General features: G+C 32.7%; 7 protein-coding genes and 1 tRNA gene. 4 read left to right on the top strand and 4 right to left on the bottom strand.

What is annotated here, in order from left to right; all coding sequences use genetic code 11:
- Positions 1 to 33: 33 nt before the first annotated feature.
- Entirely contained in the window at positions 34 to 1,761 is a 1,728-nt protein-coding gene (locus tag KKQ76_RS05775) for a tetratricopeptide repeat protein (protein WP_213196223.1), read from the bottom strand.
- 439 nt (positions 1,762 to 2,200) lie between these two features.
- On the opposite strand from KKQ76_RS05775, the gene KKQ76_RS05770 reads away from it, so the two are divergent.
- A complete protein-coding gene (locus KKQ76_RS05770) occupies positions 2,201 to 7,381 on the top strand; it encodes a choice-of-anchor Q domain-containing protein (RefSeq protein ID WP_213196222.1) in 5,181 nt (1,726 codons plus the stop codon).
- A gap of 371 nt (positions 7,382 to 7,752) precedes the next feature.
- On the opposite strand, the gene KKQ76_RS05765 is transcribed toward KKQ76_RS05770, so the two are convergent.
- The 3 genes from KKQ76_RS05765 to uvrA form a co-directional block, all read right to left on the bottom strand.
- A tRNA-Arg gene (locus KKQ76_RS05765) sits at positions 7,753 to 7,824 on the bottom strand.
- A 321-nt stretch (positions 7,825 to 8,145) separates the two neighbouring features.
- Entirely contained in the window at positions 8,146 to 9,105 is a 960-nt protein-coding gene (locus KKQ76_RS05760) for a YheT family hydrolase (RefSeq protein ID WP_213196221.1), read from the bottom strand.
- A gap of 4 nt (positions 9,106 to 9,109) precedes the next feature.
- Positions 9,110 to 11,893 carry an excinuclease ABC subunit UvrA gene (gene uvrA / locus KKQ76_RS05755; RefSeq protein ID WP_213196220.1) on the bottom strand — a complete coding sequence of 928 codons (2,784 nt, stop codon included), beginning with the start codon at positions 11,891 to 11,893 and terminating at the stop codon, positions 9,110 to 9,112.
- Positions 11,894 to 12,237: 344 nt separating this feature from the next.
- Between uvrA and KKQ76_RS05750 the strand changes: the two genes are divergently transcribed.
- From KKQ76_RS05750 to dnaN, 3 genes are all read left to right on the top strand, one after another.
- Positions 12,238 to 14,031 (top strand): TonB-dependent receptor plug domain-containing protein, encoded by a 1,794-nt coding sequence (locus KKQ76_RS05750; protein WP_213196219.1) that lies wholly within the window; start codon positions 12,238 to 12,240, stop codon positions 14,029 to 14,031.
- A 109-nt stretch (positions 14,032 to 14,140) separates the two neighbouring features.
- Positions 14,141 to 14,773: a hypothetical protein gene (locus KKQ76_RS05745; protein WP_213196218.1), complete on the top strand. Its 633-nt coding sequence runs from the start codon at positions 14,141 to 14,143 to the stop codon at positions 14,771 to 14,773.
- Positions 14,774 to 14,844: 71 nt separating this feature from the next.
- Positions 14,845 to 15,975 (top strand): DNA polymerase III subunit beta, encoded by a 1,131-nt coding sequence (dnaN, locus tag KKQ76_RS05740; RefSeq protein ID WP_069796875.1) that lies wholly within the window; start codon positions 14,845 to 14,847, stop codon positions 15,973 to 15,975.
- Positions 15,976 to 16,210: the final 235 nt, after the last annotated feature.

The following is a 16,210-nucleotide window of genomic DNA, read 5'->3' as shown; positions in this document are numbered from 1 at the left end:
TTGATTAACGAAATTTTTTTTATAAAGAATAAGTTAAGATTTGTTTATAATTTCAGACAGCTCATCATATCGGTCGCCTAATTTTTTCTTCATTCTTTGATTGGATTTTTTCACTGCATCAATTGTAATACCTAAAAGTTCAGAAATTTCAACATTATTGAAATCAAGTTTTTTCAACAGAATAATTCTGTAATTAGAGTCTGTAAGATCTGGATATTCACTTTGAATTTTTTGGTAAAATTTTGGATAGACTTTTATGAATTCTCTTTTAAAGTTCTCCCAATTTTCATCGGTCATCAGATGTGATTGCAATAATGTATGAAGTTCTCCCTGCTGTTCTTCAAGATAGTAAGAATTTGAGTTCTTTATTTTTTCAATCTCAGATTTTAATGTGTGAATCTGTATATTTTTATTTTTAAGGAATTCTACCTGAGCATCAAGGTTTTGTTGAGTTTCTGAAATTTTCTGTTCAAATTTCAACTTGTCCATTTCCAGCCCCATAACTTTCTGCTTGTAAATGAGTTCACGGTTTCGTAATTTTTTTCTGGAATGTGCATAAATAAACCCAATCAAGATAAATGTAAGAAGAGTGATAATGATGTAAACCTTTCGCATTAATGCTGATTTTTCTTTCTGATAATAAGCCTCATTGTTTGCTTGTTCTAACTTCGATTTTTGCATCAGAAGATTGGCATTATTTAGGGCTAAATCTCCGTCTGTTTTTTTCAATTCTTCTTCCAGTTCATTAATTCGTTTATAGCTTTGAAGTTCCCCATCTTTGTTATTTAGGTTTTTGTAAACCGATGTCAGTAGTTGCTGTATTTTAATCTCATTAGCCTGAAAATATGATTTTGATTCTGCGATTTGTAAAGCTTTTTGAAGTGCTTCGTGTGCCTCGCTATACTTTTTTTCCTGTGTTAAAAACTCTCCGAATAAGGTGTATGCATACATGGTATTTTGGTTTTCTTTTAGCCGCTCAGATATAGTGATATCTTTCATTAAAAGCTTTTTAGCGTTTTCTGTTTCTCCTCTTTTCCAGTGTATCAAAGAAAGGTTTCCCAAGGCTTTCGCATATCTCAGTTTATCATTTATTGATTTGGAGATACTTTCTACTTGATTGAAATAATCTTCAGCTTTTACAAGGTTACCATTATTAAAATAGTGCAAACCTAATGCATCTAAAATACTGGCATAGTCTGCTTCCTGATTTTTGGAAAGAGATTTAGCTTTTTCCAGAGACTTAACAGAAGATTCGATATCACCAATGGTTCCGAAATAATAACCAATCCATTTATAAGATTCATCTGGGCGGATATGTTTTTTATTAGGATGTTTTTCAAGAAGATGGTAAGCTTTTAGGAAAAAAGGAAGTGCTTTCTCCATTTTTCTATAGCGGTAGAGATATTTGGCGTAATAGATATTGGCAACTACTTCTAGTTCTGGGTTTGTTTTTTCTGCCTGTTTTATTGCTTTTTTGAAAAGGTTGTTGCTGTGTTCCGTAATCCTATCCTCACAGTTGGCAATACCTTCTGCAGCTAGAATATTATAAATGATTTGTGCGCTGGGTTTTGTATTGTTTTTCAGTGGTTGTAAATACTTTTTGAGTGAGTTGGTGTCACAACTAAAATTAGGAAAATTCCAGAGAATTTTTTCGTAGTTATAATTTATATGTTTATTATTTTCAGAAGTTTCAAAGTTTTGAAACTGTCCAAAAAGGCCTGTGAAAAACAACAAAAAAATAAGGGAGTAATTTTTAATCATCTAAATGAGGAATTTCAGAGCCCTAAAATAGCGAAAATTATGTAAAAATCTAATTGATTGATGTTTAAAATATGTTCATTTTCTATATTTTTTGAAACATATAATTAAAACACTTTTTAAAGTTAAAATCAATCATCTACTATAAAACTTTTTAATTTTTTAGTTCATTTATCTTTACAGATTAGACTTGATTAAAAAATAAGGTTGAGAATTAAACAAAACTTTAAGGCTTTAAAATTTGAAAGTTTAATCTTTATTTAGCAGATATGCCAAAGTTTTAAAATTTGGCATTTTTGTTAATTAACTGATTTTCAGTTTTAATTTTTGTAAAAAAAATGTCCACCTTTTTGTCCACCCCATATTTTTTGTGAAAACATCAGATAAAAATACATTTATAAAAATTAAAATCCATATTCATATTGAAATGAATGTACAAATTATGAAAAAATTTAATAAACTTTTTTTGTTGTTCTTTTTTGCAGTTCAATTATCTGCCCAGATAACTCCAGGTGAAGGAAACATCCTTTATGTAAAAAAAGGAGGAATAGGCAATGGCTCGTCTTGGAGTAGTTCTTTAGGCGAAGTAGCAGATGCTTTAAAATACGCAAAACAAAACGAAATGCAATGGACTGAAAGCAATCCGCTGCAAATTTGGGTTGCAGCTGGTTATTACACCCCTCTGTATGATCCTTCAGATGTTGCATTTGGTACAGTGCCTACCACTAACAAAAGATTGGCTTCTTTTCTATTGGTCAATAACGTACAGCTTTATGGTGGTTTTCCTACTAGTGGCAATCCTACAATGAACGACAGAAATTGGAAGACCAAAGTGACTACGTTATACGGAGAGATTGGTACTTATGGCAACAGTGACAACGTTTATAATGTAGTGCTTTCTGTAGGTACGAGTACCAAACCAATAACCAGTAAAACGATACTAGACGGTTTTAATATTTATGGAGGAAATGGAAATTTATTTGAAAATAGAACTGTAAACGGAATTAGTATTAGATTAAACGAGGGTTCTGGGATGTACAATGTATTTTCTTCAGCAACAATCACCAATGTTAAGATTTCAGGTAATTCTGCTTATGAAGGTGGTGGAATGTACAATAAAAGTTCTTCTTCTCCAAGGCTTAACAGCGTTACTATTTCGGGGAATTTTGCTGATAGTAGCGGAGGAGGTATGTGCAATGACTATTCTTCTCCAGTTCTTACCAACGCTATTATTTCAGGGAATTCTACTAATAATAGCGCAGGAGGTATAAAAAATAATTACGCATCTCCAATACTTACCAATGTTATCATTTCAGATAATTCTGCAAAAAGTATAGAAGGTTTTGGCGGTGGTTTTGGTGGCGCTGTTTTAAATTATTACTCTACTCCAACATTTACCAATGTCACAATTGTAAGAAATTCTGCAGCTACTGATGCTAGTGCAATGTATAATTACTATTCTAGTAACCCTAAAATATACAACAGTATTATTTTAGGAACTATTACCAGTAATTCAGATTTTATTCCTGATCTCCAGTATAGTCTTGTACAAGGGTTTACAAATACATCCAATGGCAACATTAATTCTACAGGTGTCAATGAAACAGATATTTTTGTGGACGTTGTCAATAAAGATTATCGCCTTAAATATAATGCTATAGTTGTTAACAAAGGCGATAATACCAAAAACAATATTCCATTAGATATTTTGGACAACTCCCGAATTGTTGATGGTACCATAGACTTAGGATCATATGAAAATCAGTTTATTATTATACCTACTAACAATATCCTCTACGTAAAAAAAGGAGCAACAGGCAATGGCTCATCTTGGAGCAATGCTTTAGGCGAAGTAGCAGATGCTTTGAAATTTGCAAAACGATATAATACTCAATTTACAGAAAGCAATCCGCTACAAATATGGGTAGCGGCAGGTTCTTATAAACCCTTGTATGATGCTGCAGATGACAAATTTGGCTCCGTGCCGACCGCAGAACCCAGATTGGCTTCTTTTCTATTGGTTAATAATGTACAGCTTTATGGAGGTTTTGCAGGAACTGAAGTTGCCTTAATTGAGCGTAATTGGAATGTCAACAAAACTATATTAAGCGGAGATATTGGTTCGCAAGGCATCTATAGTGATAATGTTTATCAGGTAGTACTTTCTATAGGAACAAGTACCAACCCAATAACCAAGAGTACGATATTGGACGGTTTTACGATTACTGGAGGATATGGTAGCTCATTAATTGATACTAGAAAAGTAAACGGAATATCAATAGGTAAAAGTAATGGAGCTGGTATGTATAATCGTTCATCTTCTCCTACCCTTGTTAATGTTAATATTTCGGATAATATAGCAGATTTTGCAGGTGGCGGAATGTACAACGATGGTTCTTCTCCAGCCCTTACCAATGTTATTATTTCGGGTAATTCTGCTACCAGAGACAACGGTGGTGGATTGTACAACTTATATTCTAACCCAACGCTTACCAATGTAACTATTATAGCAAATAAAGCATATTACAGTAGGAGTAATGGATTGTATAGCTATAAATATGTTTCTAACTCAGGAAAAATAAATATATACAACAGCATTCTTATAGATGAAATTTTTAGTAGTAATACTAATTTTGATATTCAATACAGTCTAGTAAAAGGGTTTACAGATACAACTAATGGCAATATTAATTCTACAGGTATTTCTACATCAAGTCTTTTTGTAGATGTGAGCGCAAAGGATTACCGTCTTAAGGATGATGCCGTAGTTATTAACAAAGGTGATAATACCAAAAACAATATTCCATTAGATATTTTAGGAAACTCCCGTATTGTTGATGGTACCATAGATTTAGGAGCATATGAAAATCAGTATAATATTTTTCCTGTCCCTACTAATAATATTCTATACGTAAAAAAAGGTTCAACGGGTAACGGCTCATCTTGGGATAATGCTTTAGGAGAATTAGCAGATGCTTTGAAATATGCAAAACGAAACAGTACCCAATGGACTGACAGCAATATGCTACAAATTTGGGTAGCTGCAGGAACTTACAAACCGCTGTATGATCCTGAAGATTCTAAATTTGGTTCAGTGCCATTAACTGACCCAAGATTGGCATCCTTTAGATTGATAAATAATATACAACTTTATGGTGGTTTCCCTGCTTCAGGTACTCCTACAATGAACGATAGAAATTGGAATGCTAACAAAACAATATTAAGCGGAGAAATTGGCTCGCAAAATAGCTTCACCGATAATATTTATCAGGTAATACTTTCCGTAGGAACTAGTACAAATAGAATAACCAATAATACAGTATTGGATGGTTTTACCATTGCAGATGGATATGCAAGTGGAAACAATACAATTACTAGAGTGCTTGATGGAGTTTCTTTATCTTTAACTGCTGGAGGAGGTATTTACAATAATTATTCTTCTCCAAAATTGACTAATGTAACTATTTCTGGTAACTCTGCTAATTTTGGCGGCGGTATGTACAACTATTATTCCTCTCCATTGTTGACGAATGTAACTGTTTCTGGAAATACAGCTTCTACTGCTGGTGGTATTAATAACTATTATTCACATCCAGTTCTTACCAACGTAATTCTTTCGGGAAATTTTTCAAGTTCTTCAAATTATGGTACGATATATAATTACTTTTCAAACCCCAAAATATACAATAGCATTATTTTAGGGAATCAGTCAGGTATGGTAAATTATTCATTTAGTAATACTGTTGATATACAATACAGCTTGGTTCAGGGACTTACAGATACAACCAATGGTAACATTAGCTCCTTTGATATCTCTGAGAATGATATATTCGTAAGCCCGATAACACCTGGACGCTCCAATGCAGGAGATTTCCATTTGAAAGATGGTGCAATAGTAATTAACAAAGGGGATAACACAAAAAATATATTTACAGTTGATTTGGCTGGAAATCCCCGTATTTTTAATAACACAATAGACTTAGGAGCCTTTGAAAATCAAAATAATCTAGCACAGCCTACTGATAATATTCTTTACGTAAAAAAAGGATCTATAGGCAACGGTTCATCTTGGAGTAATGCTTTAGGCGAATTAGCAGATGCTTTAAGGTATGCTAAAGAAAATAAAAACTTATGGACTGCCAGTAATCCGTTACTAATTTGGGTAGCAGTAGGTACTTACAATCCATTGTATGATCCTGCAGACGCTACCTTTGGTAGAGTGCCAAAAAGTTATCCAAGACAAGCTTCTTTTCTACTAGTAGATAATGTACAACTTTACGGTGGTTTTGAAGGAACAGAAACCAATCTCAATGCCCGTAATTGGAATACAAACAAAACCATATTAAGCGGAGATATTGGTACACAAGGCAACAGAACCGATAATGTTTATCAGGTCGTAATTTCTATAGCTACACAAATCGAGCCCATAACCAAAAATACAGTAGTAGACGGTTTTACTATTACAGGTGGTTTTGGAGCTGAAAACACTTCTAGAATAATTAATGGATATAATGTTGATGCGATAAATGGAGCAGGTATGTACAATACTTATTCTTCTCCTAAGCTTGCTAATCTTATCATTTCTGGAAATTATGTGCCTTATAATGGTGGCGGTATGTTCAATTATTATTCTTTCCCAACACTTACTAACGTTATGTTTACGGATAATAGTGCTAGTAGAGGTGGTGGGATGGCAAATTGGTCTTCCTCACCAAAGCTTACGAACGTAACTTTTTCGTTAAATAATGCACAAATGTTTGGTGGTGGGATGTACAATATTTATTCTTCTCCAACGATTACCAGTGCAACTTTTTCAGGAAATCATAGCATCTATTATGGAGGAGGAATGTACAATGATGAACTTTCTTCTACAACGCTTGCTAATGTAATTATTTCTGGTAATACAGCATCTGAAAGTGGTGGAGGAATTTACAATAATAATGCTTCTTCAAGCTTAAATAATGTAACCATTTCAGGGAATTACGCATATACATCTGGTGGCGGAATGATGAATGCTTATCATTCCACATCCAAAATATACAATAGTATTATTTGGGGTAATACTTCTGGAATAATAAATAATGATCCGTCTTTAGATGTCGTTGATATTCAATACAGTTTGGTACAAGATTTAACAGACACAAGTAATGGGAACATCAGTTCTACAGGCATTACAGCGGAAGATATATTTGTGAGTCCTATAGCACCTACAAAATCAATTGCTGGAGACTATCGTCTGAAAGATGGTGCACCCGTAATTAATAAAGGTGATAATTCTAAATATGATGTATCAGTTTCAGGGACAATAGACCTTGCAGGAAATACAAGAATTGTAGGTTCTGTAATAGATTTGGGAGCTTATGAAAACCAGAATAATACCACTCTTGCAGTTACAGATACTGTAGTAAAAGTTAAAGCAATGGTTTATCCTAATCCAACTACAGGAATCTTCTTTGTGAAAACAGCTGTTACAATGAAAGCTGCATTATATGATCAAAGTGGAAAATTGGTAAAATCCATCAATTTAAAAATTGGAGAAAACCAAGTAGATATTTCTGGATTCACTCAAGGGATGTACTTGCTGAAAACAGAGCAAGGAGTTTTTAAGGTAATTAAAAAGTAAATTTTTATGTTTTTTGACAGATTTGCCAAAGGTAAAAACTTCGGCATTTTTGTTATCTTGTAGAATTTCATACCAATGATTTTGTAAAATAATTTGTCCACCCCAAATTTTCTCAGATAAATTCACTTAAACAATATATTTGCGAAAAATAAAAATTCAGATTCTACTTAAGATAAATTTATAATCAATTGAAAACTCTTTTTAAAGTGCTTAAAAATTAAGTATATTTTTAAAAATTAAATTTAAGATTAGTTAAATGTCTCTGTATGTTGAATTTACAATAATACAAAAAGTTTCTAGTGGGGCAAATATGTAACAAATCAACATTAAAAACACAAACAATTATAAATTCAATTTTAGTTACAAAATTGTAGCCCCACCAAGAATCGAACTTGGATCTAAAGTTTAGGAAACTTCTATTCTATCCATTGAACTATGAGGCCAATAAACAAATTTAAAAAATTAAAATCAGACCTTGGGTCTGATTTTTTTATGATTTTGGTCAATGAAATAGTAAAAGAACCCACTCTTTAGAAGCAGGTTCAGTAGATAAAGACATCTCATTTTTTTAGTTAAAAGCCAAAAGAAAAGGGAAGCCGACGATGCTTCCCTTAAATTTTTATCTCAAATTTAATGATGATTTCGAGTGAATTGGATACAGAAAAATGCATAACTTTTATTTTCCTAAATTAAAATTACAAATTATTCTAAATCAGTATATTAACGGAATGTTAATATTCACATGTTCTGCACAATTTTTTTGATTATAAATATTGCAGTGCAAATTCTAATGCTCTTTTTTCAGTGTAAAAAGCATTCTTTTCTTCCATAAATCCTACATGTCCACCAAAATCTGGAATCTCTAAATGCAAAAAAGAATTGACTAACGCCTCTTCTTTAGGAAAGCAACTTTCAGAAAGAAAACTGTCATTTTTAGCATTGATAAGGAGTGTCGGAATTTTAATATTCTTTAAAAACTGCTTGGAACTGCATTTTTCATAATAATCAAAAGCGTCTGTAAAACCATTAACTTTCGATGTGTAAACATCATCAAACTCCTTTAAATCTTTGATGTTTTTGATTTCTGCTGCAGACAAAAATTCTGGAAATCTTTTGCATTTCAGGAGTGTTTTCTTTTTTAAGGTTTTCAAGAAATTGTTAGCATACACAAGATTTCTCTTGGAAGTCAATTTGTGCATAGAACCTTTTAAATCTATGGGTGTAGAAATAGCGATGAAAGCTTTTATTTTATCAGAAATTTCTCTTTTTTCACCAGCGTATTTCAAACACAAATTTCCACCAAGACTAAACCCTTTCAGAATGACTTTTTCATAGTTTTTAGAAAGTACCTTTTCTATCACTTCTTGCACATCATCTGTTCTTCCGGAATGGTAAGAATAATGAACTCTATTGCTTTCTCCAGAGCAATCCCTATGGTTTACAGCACAACAATCAAAGCCGTTTTCATTGAAGATTTTGGCTGCTCCCAACATATAATGTCTCTGTGCACTGCCTTCTAAACCATGAAATAAGATAATACAACGGTCTGTTTTTTCTTTTGCAAAACTCCAATCTAAATCCAGAAAATCGCCATCAGAAAGTTCTAGTCTTTCTCTTTGTTGAGTTACACCAGTAACTTTTCTAAACAGAGCACTATAAATCGTAGAAAAATCTCCATTTCTGAAGATTTTTTTAGGTTGATATTCGGAAGGTAGAATAGGCATTCAGTTACAATTTTTCAGCAACAAACTTCGCTGTTCTAGAGAATTTATCTTGTGCCAAATCTTCTGGAGTTCCTGCAAAAACCACTTCTCCACCGTGTTTTCCAGCATCTGGACCGATGTCTATAATGTAATCTGCAGATTTTATAATATCTGGTTGGTGTTCTATCACAATCACAGAATGCCCTAAATTAATAAGCGCTTGTAGAGATTTTAGCAATTTATTAATATCGTGAAAATGCAATCCAGTACTCGGCTCATCAAACACAAAAAGCGTTTTTTCTGTTGTTGCACCTTTTACCAAAAACGAAGCTAGTTTTACTCGTTGCGCTTCACCACCAGAAAGCGTAGAAGAACTTTGCCCTAATTGCAAATAGCCTAAACCAACATCTTGTAAAGGTCTCAGCTTGGTCACAATTTTTTCTTCGTGGTTTTCAGAGAAAAATTCAATTGCTTCATCTACAGTCATGTGTAAAATATCCGAAATATTTTTTTCATCATATTTTACTTCCAGAATTTCATCTTTAAAACGAGTTCCATGGCAATGTTCACATTCCAGTTCAATATCTGCCATAAACTGCATAGAAACCGTAATTACGCCTTCTCCTTTGCATTCATCACATCTTCCACCATCTACGTTGAAGGAAAAATGTTTTGGTTTCAACCCTTGAACTTTTGCAGATTTCTGCTTCGCAAAAAGGTCTCTGATGTCGTCATAAGCTTTCAAATAAGTGACAGGATTAGAACGAGACGATTTTCCGATTGGGTTTTGGTCGATGAGTTCTATATTTTGAATCACTTTTTTAGGAAATTCCACCGAATCGTAATCGGCTTTTTTACCGCCCATTCCTAATTCAATTTGGATGGCATTCGTCAAAATTTCTTTCATTAAAGTAGATTTTCCACTTCCCGAAACGCCCGAAATTACGGTAAGAACTTCCAAAGGAACATCTACATCTATATTTTTAAGATTATTCTGTCTTGCTCCTTTTATTTTGATGAATTCTTTCGGTTTTCTACGTTTTTCAGGAACTTCAATTTCTAATCTTCCCGTTAAATATTTTGAGGTTAAAGTATCTGCATCTTTCAATTCCTTGAAATTTCCTGCAAAAACCAATTCACCGCCTAAAAATCCAGCTTCTGGACCAATGTCTATAATATAATCCGCCGCTTTCATCACGTCTTCATCGTGTTCTACCACAATTACGGTATTTCCTAAATCTCGAAGATTTTTAAGAACTTCAATTAAATTTTCGGTGTCTCTAGAATGCAAACCAATACTTGGTTCATCCAAAATATAAATACTTCCTACCAAAGAACTTCCGAGTGAAGTTGCCAAGTTAATTCTTTGTGATTCGCCACCAGAAAGCGTATTAGAAGTTCTGTTTAAAGTCAAATATCCCAATCCAACTTTATTCAAAAATTCTAAACGAGTGTTGATTTCGTAGGTTAGTCTTTTGGCAATTTCTGCATCGTGTTGGTTGAGTTTCAATTTTTTCATCAATGGTAACAATTCATCTAAAGGAATTTCAACCAAAGATTGAATGTCGTGTCCATCAATTTTTACATATTCTGTTTCTGGACGAAGACGTTTTCCTTCACAAGTAGGGCAAGTTGTTTTTCCACGATATCTAGAAAGCATCACTCTGTATTGAATTTTATAGAGATTTTCTTCCAACATTTTAAAGAAATTATCAATCGTAGGGAAATTTCTATTTTTTTCGCCTCTCCAAAGATAATTTTTCTGCTCTTTCGTGAGTTGATAATACGGTTTATGAATCGGGAAATCTTTGGCTTTTTTAATGAAATCTTTTTTCCATTCGCTCATTGTTTCGCCTCGCCAACAAGCAACTGCATCTTCAAAAACGGATAAATTTTTATTAGGAATCACCAAATCTTCATCTATGCCGATGACTTTTCCATAACCTTCACATTCCGGACAAGCGCCATAAGGATTATTAAAGCTAAAAAAATGAACATTCGGTTCGTTAAATATAATTCCGTCTAATTCAAATTTATTTGAAAATTCTTTTACGTTTCCACTTTCAATTTCTTTCAACGAGCAAGTTCCGTGTCCTTCATAAAACGCCATTTGTACAGAATCTGCCAATCTTTGAAGGAAATGTTCGTCATTCTCATAAGAAAATCTATCAATAACGAGATTTATTTCCATTGTTTCTTCTGGTACGAAACCAAAACTTTCTAAATCTTCAATATTGGCAAGGTTTCCATTGATTTCTAATCTTGTAAAACCTGCAACTTTTAATGTTTTGAGTTGTTCTTTGAATTTTTTGACATCAAAAAGAAGCGGCGCTCTCAAGAGAAACGTTTTTCCTTCATTTTTTTCGATATAATCGATAACATCTGTCACCGAATCTTTTTTTACTTCGTCTCCAGAAATAGGAGAGTAGGTTCTGCCAACTCTAGCAAACAGCAATTTCAGATAATCGTAGATTTCTGTAGATGTTCCTACTGTAGAACGAGGATTGCTAGAAATCACTTTTTGTTGAATGGCAATAGATGGCGCTAAACCTTTGATGTCATCAATTTTTGGTTTTTCTAGTTTACCAAGAAATTGTCTGGCGTAAGAACTCAAAGATTCTACATAACGTCTCTGTCCTTCTGCGTAAATCGTGTCAAAAGCAAGCGAAGATTTTCCGCTTCCTGAAACGCCAGTAATCACGATGAGTTTGTTTTTCGGAATCAGTACATCTATGTTTTTGAGATTATTAAGATGCGCGTTTTTTACGAAAATATGTTTTTTGATATCGATTTCTTGTGTTGTAGTCATATTGAATTGAAGAAGAGCAAAATTACGTAAAAATTACCGAATTTTGAAAGCAGAATTAAGGATAAAACTTGTAAACTTTAACATGAAATAATTTGAAAATTCAAAAAAAAATGCAATATTTGTAGTTCAAATTGTAATTAAAAAAAGTAATTATGAAAAAATTCATTAATCACCTAATTACACATTTGATGAAAATGAGATAGCTAGTGTATTTATCTAGCAACTATAAAGGACGCAGATATTTTTTGTGTCCTTTTTTATTGGTAAAAAATTTTAAGAATTTTAATTTTTTTACTCTAAATTTTTCATATAAATTTGGCCGATTTTTTATGAAAAATTAAAATATGAAAAAAACAATTTTAAGCGCTACTCTGTTGGCACTTTTCGTAAGTGTTCATGCGCAAGAAAGAACAATTGATGAGGTAGAATTAACTGGTAAACTGGTGAATATGCCTTTCAAAAAATCTAATGTAAATATCACAGTTATTACAAAATCTGAAATTCAGAATAGTCCCGCTCAAAGCATTGAAGAAGTAATTGCTTATTATACAGGTGCAGATATTAGAAAACGTGGCGCAAATGGCGTTCAGACTGATATTTCTCTCAGAGGAAGTTCATTTGAACAAGTTTTGGTTTTGGTGAATGGTGTGAGAATGAATGATGCGCAAACTGGTCACAATACCATGAATTTTCCGTTTGATTTGGCTTCTGTAGAAAAAATTGAAATCTTAAAAGGTCCTGCTGCAAGAAGATACGGACAAGGAGCTTATGCTGGTGTGGTAAATGTTGTAACCAAAGTTTCTGCAGAAAACAATTTAACGATTAATGGTGAAGTTGGGGATTTTTCTACACATGGTTTCGGAGTTGCTGCGAATTTCGGGGGCGAAAAATTTAGAAATTTTATTCAGGTTAATAATACAGAATCAGATGGTTATCGATACAATACCGATTATAAAATTAAAAATATCTGGTATCAAAATCAATTTGACATAGAAAACGGAAATGTAAAATTTCAAGCTGGAATTCAAGAGAAAAAGTTCGGAGCCAATGGTTTTTATGCTTCACCAGCTTTCAAAGATCAATATGAAGAAGTGCAAACTTCTTTAGTGGCGGCTTCTCTAGAAAAAAAAGTGAACGAAAATCTAGGTTTTGCAACGCGTTTGTATTGGAGAAGAGCACAAGACATGTATTTATTCATCAGAAATAATCCTGCAGCATACAGAAATATGCACATTGGGAATAATGTAGGAATTGATGCGAATGTAAATTACAAATCAGAACTCGGAATTACAGGATTGGGAGTAGATGTTAGAAAAGAATTTCTAGAAAGTAACCGATTAGGAAGCAGAGAAAGAACCGTTACCAATGCTTTTTTAGAGCATCATCTGTCGTTTTTTGATGAGAAATTAAATATTACTCCTGGGATTTCTTTCACGAGTTTTAGCAATGATAAAACGTATTTTTATCCAGGAATTGATGCGAGTTTTACCAACGGAAATTCTAAATTTTTCGGGAATTTTTCTAAAGTGAATAGAATTCCTACTTACACCGATTTGTATTACATGAGTCCTTCTGAACAAGGGAATGCAAATTTGGTTGCCGAAGAAGCATTGACAGGAGAGTTCGGTTATATTTTCAAAACCAATAAAACTTTGCTCAAAGCATCTGTGTTTTGGAGAAAATCTGATAACGCTATTGATTGGCAAAAAGCTACGCCAACTTCACCTTGGACTGCACAAAACATCGGGAAAATTGAAACCAAAGGTGTAGAATTAGAAGCAGATTATCAATTCGCTTCATGGATTGGAACTTCTGTAGGTTATACGTATATAGATAATCAAAGATTAGCCAGCAATATTGTTTCTAGATATTCTTTAGACAATTTAAAGCATCAGTTGGTAGTCAAATTGAGAAATAAATTCGGAAATTTTTCGAATGAATTGATTTACAGACATAATGATAGGGTTTCTTTGGGAAGTTATAATCTATTAGACAATAAATTAAACTATACTGTAAACCAACTTAACCTTTACGTTTTGGTGAATAACATTACGAATGTGAAATATACCGAAACTTCTCTGGTAGAAATGCCCGGAACTTGGTTTCATCTAGGTTTTACTTATCAATTTAAATTGTAATACTTAAATCCCGAGAAAAAATCTTTTCTCGGGATTTTTTTATAGGAAATGCCCATTTGAAAAGAAAAATTTCGTTACTTTTACCAAAGTATTAATTATTGATAAAACCATGAAAAAACTTATTATTCTTTTCTTTTCCATCTTTTCATTGTTCTCTTATTCTCAGGATGATTTTAAGAAAAAAATAGCACAAGATGCTTGTAAATGCATTGGAGAAATAAAATTGGAGAAAAAATCTAAAGAAATGATGCAGATGCAATTAGGCTTGTGTTTCATAAAAGTTTCTACTCCTTACAAAGAGCAAATCAAAAAAGAATACGGCATCGATTTGTCCAAAGATATTACCAATGACGAAAAAATGGGAGAATTTGGCGAAAAATTGGGAATACTCATGGTTTCAGAATGTGCAGATACTTTTATCAATTTTGTAGATCAGTCTGGTCTTGCCGATGAATATGCTCAAGAATCTTCTGCAGAAGAAAATCCAGCGGAATTTATGAATGGCGAAATCACCAAAATAGAAAAAGATGCCTTCGTGATTTTTTATTTGAAAGGTGATAATGGTATTTTAACCAGATTTTATTGGATTTCTAATGTAGATTCTAATATAGAACTCGAAAAGAAATATCAAGATTTAGTAGGTGAAAAAGTAAATATCACTTATTACTCTGCTGATATCTTTGACCATAAAATAAATGACTACAGAAAAGTCAATATTCTCTCAATGTTGAAAACTGAATAAAATTTAATGATTTTCGACTTTGTCTATTATTATCAAAATTGTATCTTTGTATACTTAATAATTTTTAATTTATGAAATTTATAGTTGCAAGTGGCGAATTACAGAAAGCTCTTAACGTGGTAAGTGGTGTAATTTCTAGTTCGCAGTCAAGACCCATTTTAGAAAATTTTCTTTTTGAATTAGAAAATGAAATTCTAAAAATAACTGCTTCTGATGGCGAAACCACACTTATTACTTCTCTTGCTGTAAAATCTGATGATCAAGGCAAAATTGCTGTTCCTGCAAAAATTTTTCAAGATTTAATTAAAACTTTTGGAGACCAACCGCTTACTTTTTCAGTAAAAGATTCTGAGTCTGGTGAAGGTGGTCTTTTAGAAATTTTAGACGAAAAAGACAATTACGAAGTAGCGCTAGATAATGCAGAAGATTATCCAGAATTACCAGAATTTGACGCGTCACAAAAAGTTACGCTAGCTTCTGGAGTTCTTGCAGATGCACTAAGCAATACCTTGTTTGCAACAAGCAACGATTCTCTAAGACCTGTGATGACGGGAGTTCTTTTCCAATTTACAGAAAAAGAAACCAATTTCGTATCTACGGATTCTCACAGATTAGTGGTGTATAAAAGAACAGATGTTACCAATAAAGAAGCGGTAGAATTTATCATGCCGAAGAAACCGTTGTCTATTTTCAAAAATATTTTGTCAAATTCTAATGACGAAGTTACCATCGAGTTTAATGAAAATATGGCGAAATTCACTTTCGGAGAGAATATTTGGATTTGTAGATTAATAGATGGGAAATATCCTAATTACTCTGCAGTAATTCCTAAAGAAAATCCTAATGTTTTGACGGTAAACAGAAACTTATTGCTAAGTTCTATCAGAAGAGCAAGTATTTTATCTAACAAATCTACCAACCAAGTTAGATTCAAGCTTTCTGGTAACGTGTTACATCTTCATGCAGAAGATACAGAATACGCAAACAAAGCAGATATGAATATTCCTTGTGATTACAAAGGCGAAGATATCAACATTGGTTTCAGTTCTAAATTTTTAACAGAAATGTTATCAGTTTTAGGTTCTGAAGATATCACGATGAAAATGTCTCAACCAAATCGTCCAGGAATTGTAGAACCAGTAGATGGTTTAGACGAAAACGAACACATCTTAATGCTTTCTATGCCAGTAATTGGAATGTAATTTTGTAGTGACAAGTCGAGACTTGTCAATATTAAAATTTAAAATATATCCAAAGAGTCGTCCGAAATTTCGAGACGACTTTTTTATTGAATTATAATTTGGCTTTATCCAAAACCTAATTTGCAATTCTAAAATTTCCTAATCTCTCAAAAAATCACGATATTTGCAAACTTATAAAAGTTATTTGTTTTTTGATATCTCAAATCTCAAATCTCAAATCTCAAATCTTTTTAAA

The organism is Cloacibacterium caeni (assembly GCF_907163105.1).
Lineage (GTDB): Bacteria > Bacteroidota > Bacteroidia > Flavobacteriales > Weeksellaceae > Cloacibacterium > Cloacibacterium caeni_A.
Note: the sequence above shows the minus strand (reverse complement) of the source record. Positions and strands in the feature narration are given on the sequence as shown.